This is a genomic window from Acinetobacter sp. NEB149, assembly GCF_012516415.1.
Lineage (GTDB): Bacteria > Pseudomonadota > Gammaproteobacteria > Pseudomonadales > Moraxellaceae > Acinetobacter > Acinetobacter lwoffii_V.
Genome location: NZ_CP051208.1, coordinates 1,389,406 through 1,408,544, shown reverse-complemented (window position 1 = coordinate 1,408,544; position 19,139 = coordinate 1,389,406). Strand labels below are relative to the sequence as shown.

The 19,139-nt window shown below is 43.0% G+C and carries 15 protein-coding genes; 14 read left to right on the top strand and 1 reads right to left on the bottom strand.

Annotation, left to right across the window (positions count from 1 at the left end):
- Nucleotides 1–151: 151 nt before the first annotated feature.
- The gene (gene mnmG, locus HGD77_RS06745) at nt 152–2,032 is read right to left on the bottom strand and encodes a tRNA uridine-5-carboxymethylaminomethyl(34) synthesis enzyme MnmG (protein WP_004279892.1); all 1,881 of its coding nucleotides are present in this window, start codon (nt 2,030–2,032) and stop codon (nt 152–154) included.
- 254 nt (nt 2,033–2,286) lie between these two features.
- On the opposite strand from mnmG, the gene HGD77_RS06740 reads away from it, so the two are divergent.
- The 14 genes from HGD77_RS06740 (at nt 2,287) to dnaE (ending at nt 19,106) form a co-directional block, all read left to right on the top strand.
- On the top strand, nt 2,287–2,781 hold the full coding sequence (locus HGD77_RS06740; RefSeq protein WP_005263072.1) for a hypothetical protein: 495 nt from the start codon (nt 2,287–2,289) through the stop codon (nt 2,779–2,781).
- Nucleotides 2,782–2,925: 144 nt separating this feature from the next.
- Nucleotides 2,926–3,813, top strand: coding sequence for a bile acid:sodium symporter family protein (locus tag HGD77_RS06735; RefSeq protein WP_005263073.1), 888 nt, complete (start codon nt 2,926–2,928; stop codon nt 3,811–3,813).
- Between the two features lie 87 nt (nt 3,814–3,900).
- Nucleotides 3,901–4,788 (top strand): bile acid:sodium symporter family protein, encoded by an 888-nt coding sequence (locus HGD77_RS06730; protein ID WP_004646703.1) that lies wholly within the window; start codon nt 3,901–3,903, stop codon nt 4,786–4,788.
- Between the two features lie 131 nt (nt 4,789–4,919).
- Complete coding sequence (prmA, locus tag HGD77_RS06725) at nt 4,920–5,825, top strand: 50S ribosomal protein L11 methyltransferase (protein ID WP_004279896.1); 906 nt, start codon at nt 4,920–4,922, stop codon at nt 5,823–5,825.
- A 15-nt stretch (nt 5,826–5,840) separates the two neighbouring features.
- Nucleotides 5,841–6,716 carry a DUF3426 domain-containing protein gene (locus HGD77_RS06720; protein WP_005263075.1) on the top strand — a complete coding sequence of 292 codons (876 nt, stop codon included), beginning with the start codon at nt 5,841–5,843 and terminating at the stop codon, nt 6,714–6,716.
- 398 nt (nt 6,717–7,114) lie between these two features.
- Nucleotides 7,115–7,384, top strand: a complete 270-nt coding sequence (fis, locus tag HGD77_RS06715; protein WP_001086304.1) for a DNA-binding transcriptional regulator Fis — start codon at nt 7,115–7,117, stop codon at nt 7,382–7,384.
- 95 nt (nt 7,385–7,479) lie between these two features.
- Nucleotides 7,480–9,054, top strand: a complete 1,575-nt coding sequence (gene purH / locus HGD77_RS06710; RefSeq protein ID WP_004646700.1) for a bifunctional phosphoribosylaminoimidazolecarboxamide formyltransferase/IMP cyclohydrolase — start codon at nt 7,480–7,482, stop codon at nt 9,052–9,054.
- A gap of 127 nt (nt 9,055–9,181) precedes the next feature.
- A complete protein-coding gene (gene purD, locus HGD77_RS06705) occupies nt 9,182–10,465 on the top strand; it encodes a phosphoribosylamine--glycine ligase (RefSeq protein WP_005263077.1) in 1,284 nt (427 codons plus the stop codon).
- A 465-nt stretch (nt 10,466–10,930) separates the two neighbouring features.
- Nucleotides 10,931–11,320: a DUF4145 domain-containing protein gene (locus HGD77_RS16995; protein WP_005263082.1), complete on the top strand. Its 390-nt coding sequence runs from the start codon at nt 10,931–10,933 to the stop codon at nt 11,318–11,320.
- A 27-nt stretch (nt 11,321–11,347) separates the two neighbouring features.
- A complete protein-coding gene (locus HGD77_RS06695; protein WP_005263084.1) occupies nt 11,348–11,905 on the top strand; it encodes a GNAT family N-acetyltransferase in 558 nt (185 codons plus the stop codon).
- A 602-nt stretch (nt 11,906–12,507) separates the two neighbouring features.
- A complete protein-coding gene (locus tag HGD77_RS06690) occupies nt 12,508–13,383 on the top strand; it encodes a MetQ/NlpA family ABC transporter substrate-binding protein (protein WP_005263086.1) in 876 nt (291 codons plus the stop codon).
- Between the two features lie 76 nt (nt 13,384–13,459).
- A complete protein-coding gene (locus tag HGD77_RS06685) occupies nt 13,460–14,485 on the top strand; it encodes a methionine ABC transporter ATP-binding protein (RefSeq protein WP_005100878.1) in 1,026 nt (341 codons plus the stop codon).
- Nucleotides 14,482–15,177, top strand: coding sequence for a methionine ABC transporter permease (locus tag HGD77_RS06680; protein ID WP_004279923.1), 696 nt, complete (start codon nt 14,482–14,484; stop codon nt 15,175–15,177). Before HGD77_RS06685 ends, HGD77_RS06680 begins: the two co-directional genes overlap by 4 nt.
- Before the next feature lie 356 nt (nt 15,178–15,533).
- The gene (dnaE, locus tag HGD77_RS06675) at nt 15,534–19,106 is read left to right on the top strand and encodes a DNA polymerase III subunit alpha (protein ID WP_005263087.1); all 3,573 of its coding nucleotides are present in this window, start codon (nt 15,534–15,536) and stop codon (nt 19,104–19,106) included.
- Nucleotides 19,107–19,139: the final 33 nt, after the last annotated feature.

Below are 19,139 nucleotides of genomic sequence, written 5' to 3'. Positions count from 1 at the left end.
GACTTAACACATCTTAATAATATTTATTATATATATTTATCAAATACTTAATTTAATTGTAGTTATTTTTAATTCAACGATAGTCAAAACTTATACAAAACTACAAGCCGATAAAAAGCCCGCTTAATGCGGGCTTTTTTAGCGCAAAATCTTAAGCAGATTTCTTTGCTTGTGCATTCTTACGAATTGTAATCATCACCAGTTGAACTGCTGCAGGGGTTACACCTGGAATACGACTGGCTTGCGCCAATGTTTCAGGACGAACATCTTTCAGTTTCAGGGTAATTTCACGGGACAGACCTGACACGATGTCATAATCGAAATCCGCAGGAATACGGGTTTCTTCAAGACGTTTCATTTGTGCGACGTCTTCATGCTGACGATTAATATAACCCGCATATTTCACTGCAATTTCAATTTGCTCACCGACAAATGGTGATACTTCAGAATTGGTTAACTCTGCAATTTGAGCAAATGAAATGTTTGGACGTTTCAACAAATCAATCGCCGAACATTCTTTAGACAGGTCTGCACCGGTCATCTCAACGAATTTCTTACCCATTGGGTTATTTGGTGCGGCCCACAAGTGTTGCAAACGGCCTGTTTCTTTTTCCACTGCTTCCATTTTCTCACAGTACACTGCCCAACGCGCGTCATCCACCAGACCCATTTCACGACCAATGGCTGTTAAACGCTGATCTGCGTTATCTTCACGCAGCATCAAACGGTATTCGGCACGTGAGGTGAACATACGGTATGGTTCTTTGGTACCTAATGTGATCAGGTCATCAACCAGAACACCCATGTATGCTTCATCACGTTTTGGCGTCCATTGCTCCTGATCCCAAGCACGGCGTGCAGCGTTCAAGCCTGCAAGCAAACCTTGCGCACCCGCTTCTTCATAACCGGTTGTGCCGTTGATTTGACCGGCGAAATACAAGTTATTAATTGCTTTGGTTTCAAGGGTAAATTTCAACGCTTGTGGGTTGAAATAATCGTATTCAATGGCATAGCCCGGACGAAGAATGTGCGCATTTTCCATACCACGGATCGAGCGAACCAGTTCAAACTGAACGTCGAACGGTAAAGAAGTCGAAATACCATTTGGATAAAGCTCATGTGTATCCAAGCCTTCGGGCTCCAAGAAGACTTGGTGAGAATCTTTATCGGCAAAACGGTGAATCTTATCTTCAATCGATGGGCAATAACGTGGTCCAACACCTTCGATCACACCCGTGTACATCGGTGAACGGTCTAAACCGCCACGAATGATTTCATGCGTGCGTTCATTGGTATGCGTGATATAGCAATTTACCTGCTCAGGATGCATAGACACATCCCCCATGAATGACATGGTCGGAGATGGGAAATCACCCGGCTGTGGTGTCATCACAGAGAAATCCACTGAACGCGCGTCAATACGTGGTGGTGTACCTGTTTTTAAACGACCTACTGGCAAGTTTAATTCACGCAAACGATGTGCAAGTGAAATAGATGGCGGATCACCAGCACGACCACCGCTAGATTTCTCCAGACCAACGTGGATGACACCACCTAAGAATGTACCTGCTGTCAGCACCACAGTTTTCGCATCAAAACGGATACCCATTTGGGTAACCACACCTTTAACGGTATCGCCTTCAACAATCAGGTCATCTGCGGCTTGCTGAAAAATATCAAGGTTTGCTTGGTTTTCTAATGTTTCGCGAATAGCCGCTTTATAACGTACACGGTCCGCCTGCGCACGTGTTGCACGTACTGCAGCACCTTTACGCGAGTTCAAAATACGGAATTGAATACCGCCTTTATCGGCAGCCAGTGCCATCGCACCGCCCAAAGCATCAATTTCACGCACCAAATGCGATTTACCAATACCACCGATGGCCGGGTTACAGCTCATCTGCCCTAAAGTCTCAATGTTATGAGTTAAGAGTAAAGTCTGTCGACCCATACGCGCTGCAGCCAGAGCCGCTTCCGTACCGGCGTGACCGCCACCGATAACAATAACATCGTATACTTTAGGATAATGCATAGTGGTAATTGAGAGATAAAAAAGGATAGCTGAGCATTATAGCAAATTTCACTCTAAAGTAGACAAATTCAGTAGAATTTATCCTCAGATAAATCGCACTTAACTCGCACAACATTAAAGCACTGTAATTTAACTTTGCAGAGGGACTATATAAATTAAACATATAAGCTGAGAAATTTACTCGATTTGCATTGTTTAATCTCGCGCATTTTTTAATCTATATGTTGGTTACATTACAAACAAAGGTATAAAAGATGAATAAGAATATTTTCCTCTCAACCGTTCTATGTGGTTTATGTTTTGCGCCGTTTGCTGCATCAGCGAATGATAAGGTCGAAACCATTTATAATGCACAAAAGTACCAACAGGTTTGTAAAGGCAAATCCCAAGGTGCACAAGTCAGTTTTGCCCATCGCGGCATTATCTGGAATGGTACCTGTGAACAGCAGTTTTTCGCTTCATCCAAAAACGCTTCAATCAAAGGCGATGAAGCCGAACTCATGAGTACTTGTAGCGGCAACAGTGGTGCAACCACTGCCACCATTAATGGTACCGAAGTCAAAGGTAAATGCGCATTAGGCTTTATGCCACCACGCCCTCAGGGACAATCTCAGATGCAAAGCCAACCAATGCAGCCGCAAATGCAAAGTCAGCCTATGCAGCCACCGATGCAAAATCAACCAATGCAGCATCAGATGAACCAGCCAGCACAGCCTGACTCACCAATGCAAGGCCAGCCAGGTATGTAGCCGATATATATCTAAATAGTTTAGATTTCAAGTAAAAGCTTTGACGGGCAAAGTGACTGCATTTTGCCCGTTTTTTATTGCTTATTTATTCATCTAGGCTAAACTCGAAATATATCTATAAATGTATAATAAAAAGGCAAATTCATGGATTCGGGGTTTTTTAGCGTTTTTTTGCCAATTACATTGGCAATCATGATGATGGGGCTGGGGCTAGAACTCACCATCAAAGATTTCCTGCGCTTAAGTCGCTATCCTAAAGTCATTTTTATTACTTTATTTGCGCAGTTAGTGCTGTTACCCAGTATTGCTTTTTTTATTTGTCTGATTTTGGACTTGCCCGCTTTGCTTGCTGTAGGTCTGATGTTGCTAGCCGCCTCACCTGGTGGCCCAACCGCAAACCTGTTTAGCTACATATATAAAGGTGATGTAGCACTGAATATTACTCTAACCGCCATTAATACCATCATCTCTATTTTTACTCTGCCCTTTATTATCAATCTGTCCTTACACTACTTTATGAGTCATGACTCAAACGTGACTTTTCCAGTTGAAAAGATTGTGCAGGTCTTTTTAATTACCTTGATTCCCGTGATCATGGGTATGCTGCTTCGAGCCAAATTTCCAAACCTGTCGATTACAGTCAGCAGGCCCATGCGCTTACTCTCTATCGGTTTTCTAACCATCCTATTCATATTCGCCATTTTCAGAGAACGTTCGAATTTGGTCGAATACTTTGCCAATATTGGTACAGCAACTGCGATTTTATGTTTTTCCAGCCTGTTTATTGGCTATTGCATCCCTCTACTCATGGGCATTCCAGAGAAAATGGCACGTGCTTGTACCTTTGAAATCGGCATTCATAACACAGCCATTGCCCTAACCATTGCGATATCGGTCTTAAATAATGTCACGATGGCTATTCCTGCAGGCATTTATACAATTTTCATGTACAGTTTCGCCACTATTTTCGGTGTGCTGATTAGTCGCCAGCAAGTGGTGTATAGCAATAAAAGTCGTTTATCAGATTTGTAATTTATTTGGCTGATTCTGCTATAAGGCTGTATGCTTTTCTAAAGAAAATCAGAAGTATTAAAACAATTTTCGACAAGGAGCATACAGATGGATTCTGGCCTTATAACGATATTACTGCCGCTGGCACTTGCAATCATCATGATGGGACTGGGCCTTGAACTGACGCCTCGGGACTTTAGCCGTGTCACTCGTCACCCCAAAGCCGTATTTATAGCATTGTTCTGCCAACTGGTTATTCTGGTTGGCATTGCCTTTTTACTCTGCAAGCTATTCGCTTTAACCCCATTACTCTCAGTCGGGTTGATGCTCTTGGCGGCTTCGCCCGGGGGTGCAACAGCCAACCTGTTTAGCTATCTGTTTAAAGGTGACTTAGCCCTCAATATCACTTTGACTGCTATCAACTCAGTCATCGCAGCGATTACCTTACCTTTAATTATTAATTTTTCGATCATGCATTTTATGCAGGATAGCCAGCAAGTTGGCCTGCAATTCGGCAAGATTCTGCAAGTCTTTGCGATCATCCTGATTCCGGTGGGAATTGGCATGTTGATTCGGCGCTATGCACCAGGCGTGACAGCAAAACTGAATCGGCCGCTGCGGATTTTTTCGATTGGCTTTTTGGTGCTGATTATTATTGCCACACTCATCAAAGAGCGCAGCAATATCGGTGAATACTTGACCCAGGTGGGTCTGGCGACTGCCTTGTTCTGCATCCTGAGCCTGAGTATTGGTTATCTGATTCCGCGACTACTGAATATTAATAGCGCTCAAGCCCGTGCCAGTGCATTTGAAATTGGCATTCATAACAGCACCCTCGCCATGACCATTGCCCTGACCGTGATTGGCAGTGCTGCTGTGGCGATGCCAGCCGCGGTTTATTCTATCTTTATGTATATCTTTGCTGCAATTTTTGGCAGTCTGTTGAACCGGCTTGCACCACTCCCGGCGCAAACACCTTTAACGAATCTGGACTAGATAAGCTCTGGAACTGTTCAAAGGATGCCTCAGGCATCCTTTTTATTTTGGGAATGGATCAAGAAGATAGCAGCGTTGAGTCTGAACTTCCGTTACAATAGCTTTTTGAAAAATGTATAAAGGTTATTTCTGTGAAGTGGTTACAAATTCATATTACGGTTGAACAGGCTCAGGTTGATTTTACTGAGACATTACTCAGCTCGCTAGGCGCAGTGAGTGTGACTTTGGATGATGCTGAAAACCAGGATTTGCTGGAACCACTTCCAGGTGAAACACCACTCTGGAATAAAGTGATTGTGACCGGTATTTATGCGCAGGAAGAAGGCGAAGAAATTGATGTTACCGCACTAGAAACCTTTATTCGTGCACAAATGCCAGATGCTCCGATCCGTCATGAACTGATTGAAGATCAGGCTTGGGAACGCACCTGGATGGATGCCTATGAGCCAATTCAGATTGCTGATAAATACTGGATCGTACCCGAATGGATGGAAGCACCTGATGCCGATGCGGTAAACATCAAGCTTGATCCAGGGCTGGCTTTCGGAACAGGCAACCACGCTTCAACTTTCCTGTGCTTACAATGGCTCGGCAAAATTAATGTGAAAGATAAAATTGTCATCGATTATGGCTGTGGCTCAGGCATTCTCGCGGTAGCTGCACTCTTATTAGGTGCGAAAAAAGCATATGCCACGGATATCGATCCACAAGCTGTACTGGCGACTCAGCAAAACGCTGAACTGAATGGCGTACTGGACAAGCTTTATGTCGGACTGCCAGAAGAATTTAGAGATGAACTCGGCAATACCAAAGCTGACGTATTTGTTGCCAATATTCTGGCAGCACCACTAATGATGCTGGCTCCTGAGTTCGCAACTTTAATTAAATCTGAGGGACAGTTCGCACTTGCGGGTGTTATTGAAGAGCAAGTTGCTGATGTTACTAGCATTTACTCAAATTATTTTGATATATTAGAGGTAGAAAAACGAGATGAGCACTGGTGCCGTATCTCGGGTAAACGCCATAAGAACGAATGAGCCTATAAATAATCCATGAGTGACAAAAGAACCCATTGCCCTACCTGTTCCACCACCTATAAGGTCACAGTTGCTCAACTCACCGTTGCGCAGGGTATGGTTTGCTGTCCCAAATGTACTACTTCGTTTAATGCCTTATCGCATTTGGTGACCGAAACCCGGAATTCGGTCACCGCCCCAATGTCTCAGGCTCAGTCGAACTCCAGCGAATTCAGCAAAACTGATGCTCAAAATAGACCAGGTGTTTATCACACGGATCAGCAGCATCGTCATAGCCTGCTACAGATTTTTGATCAAAAAGTTGAACATTCCAATATTGACCTGGAAACCTATTTAAATAACCTGAATTATTTCAGTACCGAGCCAATTTCAGTATTACCGAGCATGAATTGGGAAGATCAGGCAGAAAAACAGACTAAACGCGGGCCAATGTACTATATAGGCTGGAGTTTACTCAATCTGTCACTGTTCAGCCTGCTGATGTTTCAATTCTTCTGGTTCAATCCGCAATACATCAAAAACAGTCACGTTATGAGCCTGGCCTTTAACACTGCCTGTGAAGTGTTTAATTGTTCCAATCTGGAAAAATACTACACACTGATTCAGGCCAATAAAGTCAAAATCAAGGCAACCGGTAATAATGAAGCTGAGTTTAGCGGTGAGCTGATCAATTTTCATGACCGTAGCCTGGCCTTACCGATTTTAAGAATCAATCTGGAACATCGCGGTGAAGTGATTGCAACTTATAACCTGTCCTCCGAAGAGTACCTGATTGAAAGTCTGGTCAATATTCAGCGCATCCCAAAAAACAGCCCGTTTAAATTCAAATTTAAGCTTCCAGTCGATCGTAAAAGCTTTGATCGCTATACTTTGGAAATAATTCGCCCCTAATCTGCTGAGAAAGCATTAAAAAATTAAAAAAAGTTAAAAAAAATGCAGTTTTCTTGCTCACTTTTGCTTAGACAATGGTATGATACGCGCCACGAAAGCTATGTGCTGCAACTCCTCGCGACTTTTTCACAACAAATACAGTCTTGCCTAATGCGCTATAAAATTTATTGCGTATCGTGCAGATTTTTTTGTTTTGATTTTGGTCAGTAACAAAACTTTAACTATTGTTACGCTTATTTTTCGACCAAATCGCAGAGATGTGTCAAGCTACAGGCTCAATGTAATGACTAAGTTTTAGAACTTCCGTTTTAGGATCTAAAATGGAGTTCATTTCAATTTCTAGACCACTTTTATATATCACTTTACCCAAGTGATATCTGTTTTTCGGATTAATTCGCATGAATAGCAAATCTCCTATTTTTACTGCACAATCTGATGTTGCTTTACGTATCCACGTAGATCGCGCAGTTCGCCACTATTTTGCACAACTGCAGGGCGAGCAACCATCTCAGGTATACGACATGGTGCTAGCAGAAATGGAGAAACCTCTTCTATCTGTAGTTCTAGAATATACACGTGGTAACCAAACACGTGCTGCCGAGATTCTCGGACTCAACCGTGGTACTTTACGTAAAAAGTTAAAAGCTCACGGTTTAATGAGTGAATAAATGATAAAATGCTTGCGGCTTCCGCAGGCATTTTTTTTAACCTGTAAATTGCTGATTTTGTTTTATTCTGTTCCTTGAAAACTGTGACGAAGATCATGACTATTAAACGCGCTTTAATCTCTGTGTCTGACAAGACTGGTATTGTTGAATTTGCACAAGAACTTGCTGCTCTAGGGGTAGAAATTTTATCTACAGGTGGTACCTACAAATTGTTGAAAGACAATAATGTGGCTGTAGTTGAAGTTTCGGAGCATACAGGTTTTCCAGAGATGATGGACGGCCGTGTAAAAACACTACATCCAAAAATTCATGGGGGTATCCTGGCTCGTCGTGGTCTAGACGAAGCTGTGATGGCTGAACACAACATTGATGCTATTGATTTAGTCGTTGTAAACCTTTATCCATTTGCTGCAACGGTAGCCAAACCAAACTGTTCACTTGCTGATGCTATCGAAAACATCGACATCGGTGGTCCTACCATGGTTCGTGCTGCAGCAAAAAACCATGCATCTGTAGGTATCATCGTAAATGCTTCTGACTATGCAACTGTCGTTGCCGAGCTTAAAGCTGAGGGTGCTTTATCTCATGCAACTCGTTTTGACCTAGCAGTAAAAGCATTTGAACATACTGCTCAATATGACGGCATGATCGCATCTTACTTAGGCGCTCGCGTAGGTAAAGAAGAAGGTCAGGCAGACAAATTTGCACGTACTTTCAATACTCAATTGAACAAAGTTCAAGACCTTCGTTACGGTGAAAACCCGCATCAAGCTGCTGCATTCTATGTAGAAGACACAGCGACTGAAGCTTCTGTTTCAACAGCGAAACAGCTTCAAGGTAAAGAACTCTCTTATAACAACATCGCAGATACTGATGCAGCACTTGAATGTGTGAAATCATTTGCGAAGCCTGCTTGTGTGATCGTTAAACACGCTAACCCATGTGGCGTTGCAGTATCTTTAGACGGTATTCAAGCAGCTTATGATCTTGCGTATGCAACAGATCCTGAATCTGCTTTCGGTGGTATCATTGCATTCAACCGTGAATTAGACGTTGCAACTGCACAAGCGATTGTAGATCGTCAATTCGTTGAAGTGATCATTGCACCGAGCGTTGCTGAAGGCGTTCTTGAAGTAACAGGCGCGAAGAAAAACGTACGCGTACTTGTATGTGGCGAACTTCCAGCAATCGATGCGCGTCAATCGCAACTTGACTACAAACGCGTAAACGGTGGTTTGTTAGTTCAAGATCAAGACTTGGGCATGATCACTAAAGATGATCTTAAAGTAGTCACCAAACGTGCGCCGACTGAACAAGAAATCGATGACATGATCTTCGCTTGGAAAGTAGCGAAATACGTAAAATCTAACGCGATTGTGTATGCTAAAAACCGTCAAACCATTGGTGTCGGCGCTGGCCAAATGAGCCGTGTAAACTCAGCTCGTATTGCTGCAATCAAAGCTGAACATGCTGGCTTAGTAGTTGAAGGTGCGGTAATGGCATCTGACGCATTCTTCCCATTCCGTGATGGTATTGATAACGCTGCGAAAGCGGGTATCAAATGCATTATCCAACCGGGTGGTTCTATGCGTGATGAAGAAACGATTGCTGCGGCTGACGAAGCTGGTATTGCAATGGTGTTTACTGGTATGCGTCACTTCCGTCACTAATTAATTTTAAATCCTCCCTAGCCCTCCTTAATAAAGGAGGGTTTTCTATATCATAGTAGAGCGAAGGGAGTCCCCCTTTTATCAAAGGGGGATTTAGGGGGATTCTATTTCAGAAGGATTTTTTTTAATGAATATTTTAGTTTTGGGTAATGGTGGTCGTGAACATGCACTTGCATGGAAAATCGCGCAAGATGATAAAGTCGCAAAAGTATTTGTAGCACCGGGTAATGCAGGTACTGCAACAGAAAATAAATGCGAAAATGTTGCCTTAAATATTTTAGACAATGCTGCGATTATCGACTTTGCAAAAAGCAATGCGGTTGATTTAGTGGTTGTTGGTCCTGAAGCACCACTTGTAAATGGTGTTGTAGATGCATGCCGTGAAGCTGGCGTTAAAATTTGGGGTCCAACTCAATTTGCTGCGCAGCTTGAAGGCTCTAAAGCATTCGCTAAACACTTCCTTAAACGCCATAACATTCCAACGGCTTTCTATGACGTATTTACTGAAGTAGATGCTGCGAAAGCATTTGTTGAGAAAAATGGTGCGCCAATCGTGATCAAGGCTGATGGTCTTGCTGCAGGTAAAGGCGTAATCGTTGCCATGACCAATCAAGAAGCATTTGCAGCAATTGATGACATGCTTGCAGGTAACAAGTTTGGCGATGCAGGTTCTCGCGTTGTGATCGAAGAATTCCTTGCGGGTGAAGAAGCATCTTTCATTTGTATGATTGATGGCGACAACATCTTGCCAATGGCAACATCGCAAGACCATAAGCGTATTTTTGAAGGCGACCAAGGTCCGAACACCGGCGGTATGGGTGCTTACTCTCCTGCACCTGTTGTGACTGCTGATGTGTTTGAAAAAACCATGAATGAAGTGATGCGTCCTACCGTTGAAGGTATGAAAAAAGACGGTCACGTTTACACTGGTTTCTTATACGCTGGCTTGATGATTGACGACAAAGGTCAACCAAAAGTAATCGAGTTTAACTGTCGTTTTGGTGACCCTGAAACTCAACCGATCATGATGCGTTTAAAATCATCTTTGGTGGATCTCGTTGAAGCTGGTATTGCAGGTAACTTACCTGCTGAAGCTGAATGGGATGAGCGCAAGACTGTTGGTATCGTTTTAGCGTCAAAAGGCTACCCAGAAACTTCAAGCAATGGTGATGTGATTTCAGGCTTAGACACTGAAATGACTGATGCGAAAGTGTTCCATGCAGGTACTAAAGCCAATGAAAATGGCGATATCGTCACTGCTGGTGGTCGTGTACTTTGCGTGACTGCACTGGGTAATACCATTGGTGAAGCACAAGCAAAAGCTTTAGAACTTTGCCAAAAAGTAACGTTCGACGGCGTTCAATATCGTAAAGACATTGGTTACCGTGCGATTGTGCGTGAAAATGCTTAATTTTATTTAAGTATAAAAAACCCCGATTCTTTCGGGGTTTTTTTATTTGCTTATACAATCCACAGAACTATTCATACGCCTATAAATAATTTACTCTTTTGCACATCACTAAAATAAGAAGTTGAATATATGTATATTTGGAAATATTGCTGGGAATGTAAGCACGATACTCCACAAAATAGATTGAATTTAACAATCCACCCAAGAGTTATCGAAGGTTTTTCAAAAAATATAACGACTGATCAAGCAACCTCACTATGGACTTACAGCATTGATGCCTACCAGTTCACCCAATGTCAAAAATGTAATGCGCCATCATTACATTTAGACTCATTTCATGTAAAAGATATTGATGAGAACACTAGCCAAAAATGGGCTTCAATAAAATCTGATTTAGAGAACTTAGGGAAATGCGAATCTTATTAGATATCAAGTACGAGTTTTCCCAGATTCAACAAATCATTATTGCATGAAAAAAAATGGTCTTTCGATCTACCTAAAGATGATCTGTTGCTCTTCTTTGAAGTCATTTCAGCCTACGAAAAAGGATTATTTATTTTAGCTCTTTCAGGAATTCGAACTCTAATAGATAGATACTTAGTAAAAAAAGTAGGCGATATAGGAGGATTTGAAAGAAAGCTCAAAAAAATGTTAGAGGACAAACATATTAGTAAGACACAATATGAAATATTAAATACGATTATTGAGGGTGGAAATGCTTCTAACCATAGAGGCTTTAGACCTGAAGAGGAAATGGTAAAAACATTTTTAGACGTAGTCGAGGATATAATATCTTTGGACTATAAAACGAAACAGTTTAATGAGTTTAAAGAGCAAATCCCTAAACGAAACTAAAAAATCGTAACCAAATTAAGATACCTAATGACTATTCACCTTCAAACCCCTCGCCTGATCCTGCGCCAATGGCAAGACTCCGACACTGCGCCATTTATCCAAATGTGTGCAGATGACGAGGTCATGCGCTACTTCCCTAAAAAACTCGATGCGACTGAAGCAACTGCATTTATTGAACGTATTCGTACTGCCATAGAAACACGTGGATGGGGACTCTTTGCCGTAGAACTCAAAGCTACAGGCGAATTCATCGGTTTTATCGGCTTACACGTGCATCCATTTGAACTTGAAATTGCCGATGCCCCTGAAATTGGCTGGCGCTTGCTACCGCAATACTGGAATCAAGGCTATGCCACTGAAGGAGCCAAAGCGGTACTGAAATATGCCTTTAGAACTCTACGACTTGAAAAAGTCATTTCTTTTACTGCATGCGTCAACACGCCATCAGAACGTGTCATGCAAAACATTGGCTTAGAAAAAGTGGGAGAGTTTGATCATCCGCTTGTACCTGCCGATCATATCTTGTGTAGACACGTACTCTACAAAAAACAGCGTTCGGATTATCTGCATATTCCCTTCTGTTAAAACAAGCTTGTAATATCATGACCAGAGGAAACCAAGATCAGATACTGACTCGCTTAAGTTAATATAAAGGAAAGATTTATCTCGTTAATGATAGGATTTTCTTAATTTCCCAAAAATCACATATTTTTTATATTTATCTATATGCATTTTTCATATTTCTATCTTAAAAAATCTTATAAAGATCACTATTTAGACACATCTATTAAAACTATATTTTCAATATAAATAATATATTGTTTTAATTAATATTTTCTTTAAAAGATCTTTTTTTATATTCGACTAAAGAGATAAGCAAGGCTTTTTTATCCAGTATATCGAATATAGATTTATTGCTATGATATCCGCAACTTCAGAGCACATAAACCTTGGCATGTACTTATAAAATATCTATTTTCTCTCTCCAAAATAGATCAAGTACATCAGATTTGGGCTGCCTCTGACTTGATCAAGTTCACCAGAACTGTTGCTGCACGCTTGCATCTTCCGATCTCAAGCCCTCCTCAGCAATGATCAAGCCACCTACTTAGATCGTAATAAAACTCTTATTTAACACGATTTAAAAATGCTTATACTTTAGGCAAGAATAGAATTAGGACAATTTCATGAAAAAGTTACTTGGCGTTATCTTAAGTGCCTCTGTATTGACTTTAACTGGGTGTGGTAAACAAGAAGCGCCTGCCACTGATGCAGCGCAAAGCAAAGATGCTAATGGTCTTCAAACTGTAACTATGGCTTCGACCGGTTCAGATGCAGACGTATGGCGTTATATCGCGACCCTGCCTGAAACCAAAGCAGCCGGTATCAAACTTGATGTGAAAAATTTTACTGACTATGTGTCAATGAACACGGCAGTAGCCAACAAAGAAATTGATGTGAATGCATTCCAGTCTTATGCCTATATGGTGGCTTACAACGATGCCAACACAGCCAAAATTGTACCTCTATCTACCACTTATTTAGAGCCAATGGGTATTTACTCAAGCAAAGTGAAATCTTTAAACGAGTTTAAAACTGGTGCAACCATTGCTATTCCTAACGACGGCGCAAACGAATCACGTGCATTATTACTTTTACAATCAGCAGGCCTAGTTAAATTAAAAGCTGGTTTTGACAATGTCAAAGGTACAACTTCTGATGTGACCGAAAATGCAAAACAAATCGTGATTAAGCCAATTCAAATGGCGACTGCAGTACGTGTAAAAGATGAAGTTGATGCGATTGTGCTGGGCAATACCCTGGCAATGGAAGGTGGTTTAAACGTATTGAAAGATGCGATTTACTATGAGCCAATCGATCAAAGCACAAAAATGAATGTCAACGTATTAGCTGTTGCAGCAGACCGTCAAAACGATCCAGTCCTGCAAAAAGTGGGTGCGTTGTATCATACGCCAGCAGTAAAAGCATATGTTGATGAACATTTTGGTGGTACGAAAGTTGCGGTAAACAAACCTGTGACGTATTTAACTGAATCAAAATAGTACTATAATAGACTTTTAGAACAGGCAAGGACGATTTCTTGCCTGTTTTTTTATCCGTGATGCAGTTTTTGACACTATGATTGAATTTAAAGATATTTCAAAACAGTATGAGCTTAAGGGTCAAACCTTGCATGCCTTGAATCAGATTAATCTTCAGATTCCAACCGGCAGTATTTTTGGCATCATCGGTTATAGTGGTGCCGGTAAAAGCACCCTCATCCGTCTGATCAACCTGCTTGAGCGCCCAAGCTCAGGCCGGATTATCATTAACGGAACAGATTTTACCGCACTGGATGCCAAAGCATTGCGTCAAGAACGTGCCAGCATCGGCATGATTTTCCAGCATTTCAATTTAATGCAAACCAAAACCGTGGCAGCCAATATCGAAATGCCCATGAAACTCCTAGGCTGGAGCAAGGCAGAACGGGAAAAGCGCCTCGAAGAATTATTAGACTTTATTGACCTAAAACATAAACGTCATGCTTTTCCAGATGAATTGTCTGGCGGTCAAAAGCAGCGTGTTGGTATTGCCCGTGCCCTTGCCAATCATCCAAAAATTTTACTCTGTGATGAAGCGACTTCTGCACTTGATCCACAAACCACCAAATCTGTTCTACAGCTACTTAAAAAAATTAATGAAGAACAAGGCATCACCATTGTTATGGTTACCCATGAAATGGATGTAATTGAAACCGTGTGTGATTATGTCGCCGTGATGGAAAAAGGTGATGTGATTGAAACCGGCAGTACCTTACAAATATTCAGTCAGCCCCAGCACCCGACGACCAAGAATTTTATTCAGACCGTATTACAGCAGCATTTACCAGTCAATATTCTGAATAATCTGGAAAACCAGAACCACAACAGTATTTATTGCCTGAAATTCCTTGGTAGCTCGGCACAGGAAACCGTGATTCAAGCGGTGATTAAACAGTTTGATATCAGTTTAAATATTCTGTTTGCCAATATGACCGAAATTAATGGCACGGTGATTGGCCAGATGTTTATTCAGCTACTGGGTGATGCACAAGAAATTCAAGCAGCAATAAAATTCCTTGAACAACACGGCGTACAAGTCGATCAGGCGGGAGTACAGGCATGAGAGATTTAATTGTACAGTGGCTGACAACGATCACGGCGCCGTTCTGGAAAAGCTCCCTGTCGATAGATCAGTTTGTGACAGCATTGCAAGAAACCTTTCATATGGTGTTCTTCGCGATGCTGTTTGGCTGTATCTGGGGCTTCATTCAGGCGATTACTCTGCTGGTGACACGTCCGAATGGAATTCTGCCGAATCGTGTGATTTATCACGGTCTCAATCCTATTGTGAATGCGCTGCGTTCGCTGCCGTTTATTATCCTGCTAATTGCAGTCATTCCACTGACCAAGTTAATCGTTGGTACATCGATTGGTACATGGGCAGCAATTGTTCCATTGACCATTTATGTCGGCCCATACATTGGTCGCCTGATTGAAACATCTTTGCTTGAAGTGAATGAAGGTATTATCGAATCTGCCCAAGCCATGGGCGCGACGCCAATGCAGATTATATTTAAGTTTATTCTGCCGGAAGCGCGTAGTTCCCTGATTCTTAACCTGACCACCGCCACCATCAGTTTGATTGGTGCCACGGCAATGGCGGGTGCAGTCGGTGCGGGTGGTATTGGTGACTTAGCGATTTCTTATGGTTATCAGCGTTTTGATACCTCTGTTGTCATCATGACGGTGATCGTATTACTGATTCTGGTGCAGATTGTACAAAGCCTCGGTGACTGGTTATCCCGACTTCGTTAAGCTAGTTTTTATGTATGAATAAATCCCTCTTTTTGAGGGTTTTATTGTTTTTAATACTTACAAACCCTTTCTCATTATTTCAAAGTAAAGTCCGGCAACTATTTGATACGTGCCACGGCGACAGGAAGTCGCCCGTTGGTCTGTGGCACATGGAAGTGCCATCAGATCAACAAAGGGGTTTTGTTACTTTTGCCCCGTCAAAAGTAAAAGAAAATATCTTCTAACAACTAACTAAATAATCAGCTTAAAAAATCAAATTCAAACTTGACCTAAAAGTTAGCCATTTCCCCTCATTTTCAAACTGAAACAATAAATCCCATGTTAAACTATTCAATGGTTTTAGCAGGGACTCATCTATGCACTTTGTTCATCTTGGTATTCATACAGAATTTTCGATTACTGAATCCATCGTACGGATACCTGACCTGGTCAAAGCTGCCGAAAAAGAACAGATGCCTGCCCTTGCGCTCACGGATCTTTCTAACCTGCATGCTGCCGTCAAGTTCTATGGCAAATGTTTGGGCAAAGGAATCAAGCCGATTCTGGGTTCCGAAATTCGCCTGAATGATGCCGAACATCGCATGACCTTATTGGCCATGACCAATACCGGCTGGCGCAACCTGACTGAACTGGTATCTGAAGGCTTTATCAGTGGTCAGCAACTGGATATCCCCTGCGTTCAAAAACAATGGATTTTAAATCAGTCTGAGGACATGATTGCCCTGCTCGGCATGCATTCCGATGTCGGCAAAATGCTGATGAGTTCAAATCCGCAAAAAGCGGAACCGCTGCTAGAAGAATGGGTCGAAAAATTTGGCAATCGTGTTTATCTTGCCCTGACCCGCACCAATCGTCCGGATGAAGACAACTTCATTCTGGAAGCCGTGAAGCTGGCAAAAAAATACAATATCGGTGTGGTTGCACATAATGATGTGCACTTCATGACCCGTGACGATTATGAAGCGCATGAAGCGCGGGTATGTATTGCCGATGGTTACGTGCTCGGTGATAATCGCCGCCCTAAAACCTATTCACCTGAACAATATTTCAAATCTGCTGAAGAAATGACGGCGCTGTTCTCGGATATTCCCTCTGCGATTGAGAACACCTACCACATTGCCAAACGCTGTAATGTCACATTGCGACTGGGTCAATACTTTCTGCCGGATTATCCGATTCCTGAAGGTCATACCATTGATACTTTCTTTGCACACTTGTCCAAAGAAGGTCTGGAAGAACGTCTGAATTTCCTGTATCCGCCTGAACAACGTGATGAAGACTGGCCAGAGATTCGCAAGCCTTATGATGAGCGAATCGAATACGAGATTAATATCATTAACTCGATGGGATTTCCCGGCTACTTCCTGATCGTGATGGACTTCATTCAGTGGTCGAAAAGTAACGGCGTCCCGGTAGGTCCGGGCCGTGGTTCGGGTGCAGGCTCACTGGTCGCCTATAGCTTAAAAATTACCGATCTTGACCCGCTGCGTTATGAACTGCTGTTCGAACGTTTCCTGAACCCGGAACGTGTTTCGATGCCCGACTTCGACGTCGATTTCTGTATCGCAGGCCGTGACCGCGTGATTGACTATGTAGCACGTACCTATGGCCGTGATGCGGTCTCCCAGATTGCAACATTCGGCACTATGGCGGCCAAAGGTGCGATTCGTGATGTTGCGCGCGTTTTGGGTAAATCTTATGGCTTGGCGGATCGTATCTCGAAAATGATTCCGACCAAGCCTTTAGGTCTAAGCCTGCTTGAGTCACTAGAAGCTGAACCCCAGCTTAAAGATATCGTCACCAATCCATCCAATCCAGACCATGACGATGCAGCCGAAATCTGGGAAATGGCACTGAAACTGGAAGGTATTACCCGAAACACCGGTAAACACGCCGGTGGTGTGGTGATCTCGCCAACCAAAATTACCGATTTCTCTGCGGTCATGTGTGATGCCGATGGTACCGGACGCGTGGCACAGTTCGATAAAGACGATGTCGAATCTGCAGGTCTGGTGAAGTTTGACTTCTTGGGTTTGCGTAACCTGACGGTGATTGAAGATGCGGTTAAAAATATTAATAAACGCATCAAAGCGGATAAACCTTTAGATATTGCCTATATCCCGCTTGAGGATAAAGACGCATATCTGGTCTTTGCCAATGCTAACACCACCGCGGTATTCCAGTTTGAATCCGTGGGCATGAAAAAGATGCTGAAAGAGGCACGCCCGAGCAAGTTTGAAGAAATTATTGCTTTCGTGTCGCTGTACCGTCCAGGCCCGATGGATCTGATTCCTGACTTTATTCACCGGATGCATGGTGGTGATTTTGAATATTTGCATCCATTACTTGAAGGCGTACTAGAACCCACCTACGGGATTATGGTGTATCAGGAACAGGTCATGCAGGCTGCACAATACTGTGCTGGCTATACCCTCGGTGGCGCGGACTTGTTACGTCGGGCCATGGGTAAGAAAAAACCGGAAGAGATGGTCAAACAGCGCCAGATCTTTATTGAAGGTGCATCGAAAAAAGACATTGATGAAGCTACCGCCAACCATATCTTCGACTATATGGAAAAGTTCGCCGGCTATGGTTTTAACAAATCGCATGCGGCTGCCTATGCTTTGGTTGCTTACCAAACTGCATGGCTAAAAGCGCATTATCCGGCGGAATTCCTGTCTGCGGTATTGACCTCGGAGATGCAGAACACCGACAACGTGGTATTTCTGATTGATGACTGTCGCAAGAATAATCTGGAAGTTTTGCCGCCGTCAGTGAATATGTCGCTGTATCAATTCCATGCCACTGATGAGCAAACTATTGTCTATGGTCTGGGGGCAATCAAAGGCGTCGGTGAAGCGGCGATGCAATCGGTGATTGACTCACGTGCGCAAGAAGGTCCATTCCGTGACTTATTTGATTTCTGTCATCGTATTGACCTGAAAAAAATCAATAAGCGCACCCTGGAAGCACTGATTCGCTCAGGTGCACTGGATTGCTTAGGCATTGATCGTGCCGACCTGATGGCGCAACTGCCTGAAGCGGTTCAAGCTGCGGAACAGGCACGTTCCAACCGTGAAACCGGCATCATGGACTTGTTTGGCGAAGTGGAAGAAGTTCAGCGCAAGCCATCTAAACCCGTCAAACCTTGGGCGGATGAAGTTCGCCTGAAAGGTGAGAAAGACACACTTGGTCTGTATCTGACCGGCCACCCGATTGATGTGTATCGCAATGAGCTGAAAGCCTTTGTGCCTAGTCAGATCAATGAGCTAACGCCGACCCGCCGTGGTGTAACCACCGTGTTTGCAGGACTGGTGGTAGATATTGCCAACTTCCCGAACCGGATGATGATGACCCTAGATGATGGTACGGCACGGATTGAGATTTCAGCCAATCACGAACGCTTCAACCGCTTTAAAGAGATTATCCAGCTCGATAAAGTGGTGGTGATTGAAGGCGAAATCTATGAGCGTGAAGGCTTTGACCGTCCGATGGGACGCCTCACCAAGGCATTTAGCCTGAATGAAATTCGCCAGAAACGTGCCAATAGCATCAAGATCACCCTCACAGCCGAGCATTTCAGTAAGAGCTTGAGCCGTGACCTGCAGCAAATTCTGACTCCTTATTGCAATGTCGATATGTCCGCACATATTCCGGTGATTCTATATCTGGACTATCCGTATGCCACGACTGAACTGCATCTGGGTCTCAACTGGAAAGTCGCCCCACTGGATGAGCTCCTAGCCAAATTGCGTGATTATTTTGGTAAAGAAGCCTTGCATATTGAATACCAGGTCAAGTCCAAAGCTGCCAAAGCCGTGTTCTATGAACAGGCCAAGCCGGTGGATATTCCTCCGCCGCCTGCAGGCATGAGCATGGATGATGCACTGGAAATGTATCAGGCTGAATCCCAACCGCAATATTCATAAATCCTGATCTTTAAAACACCTTAAAATTGGAAT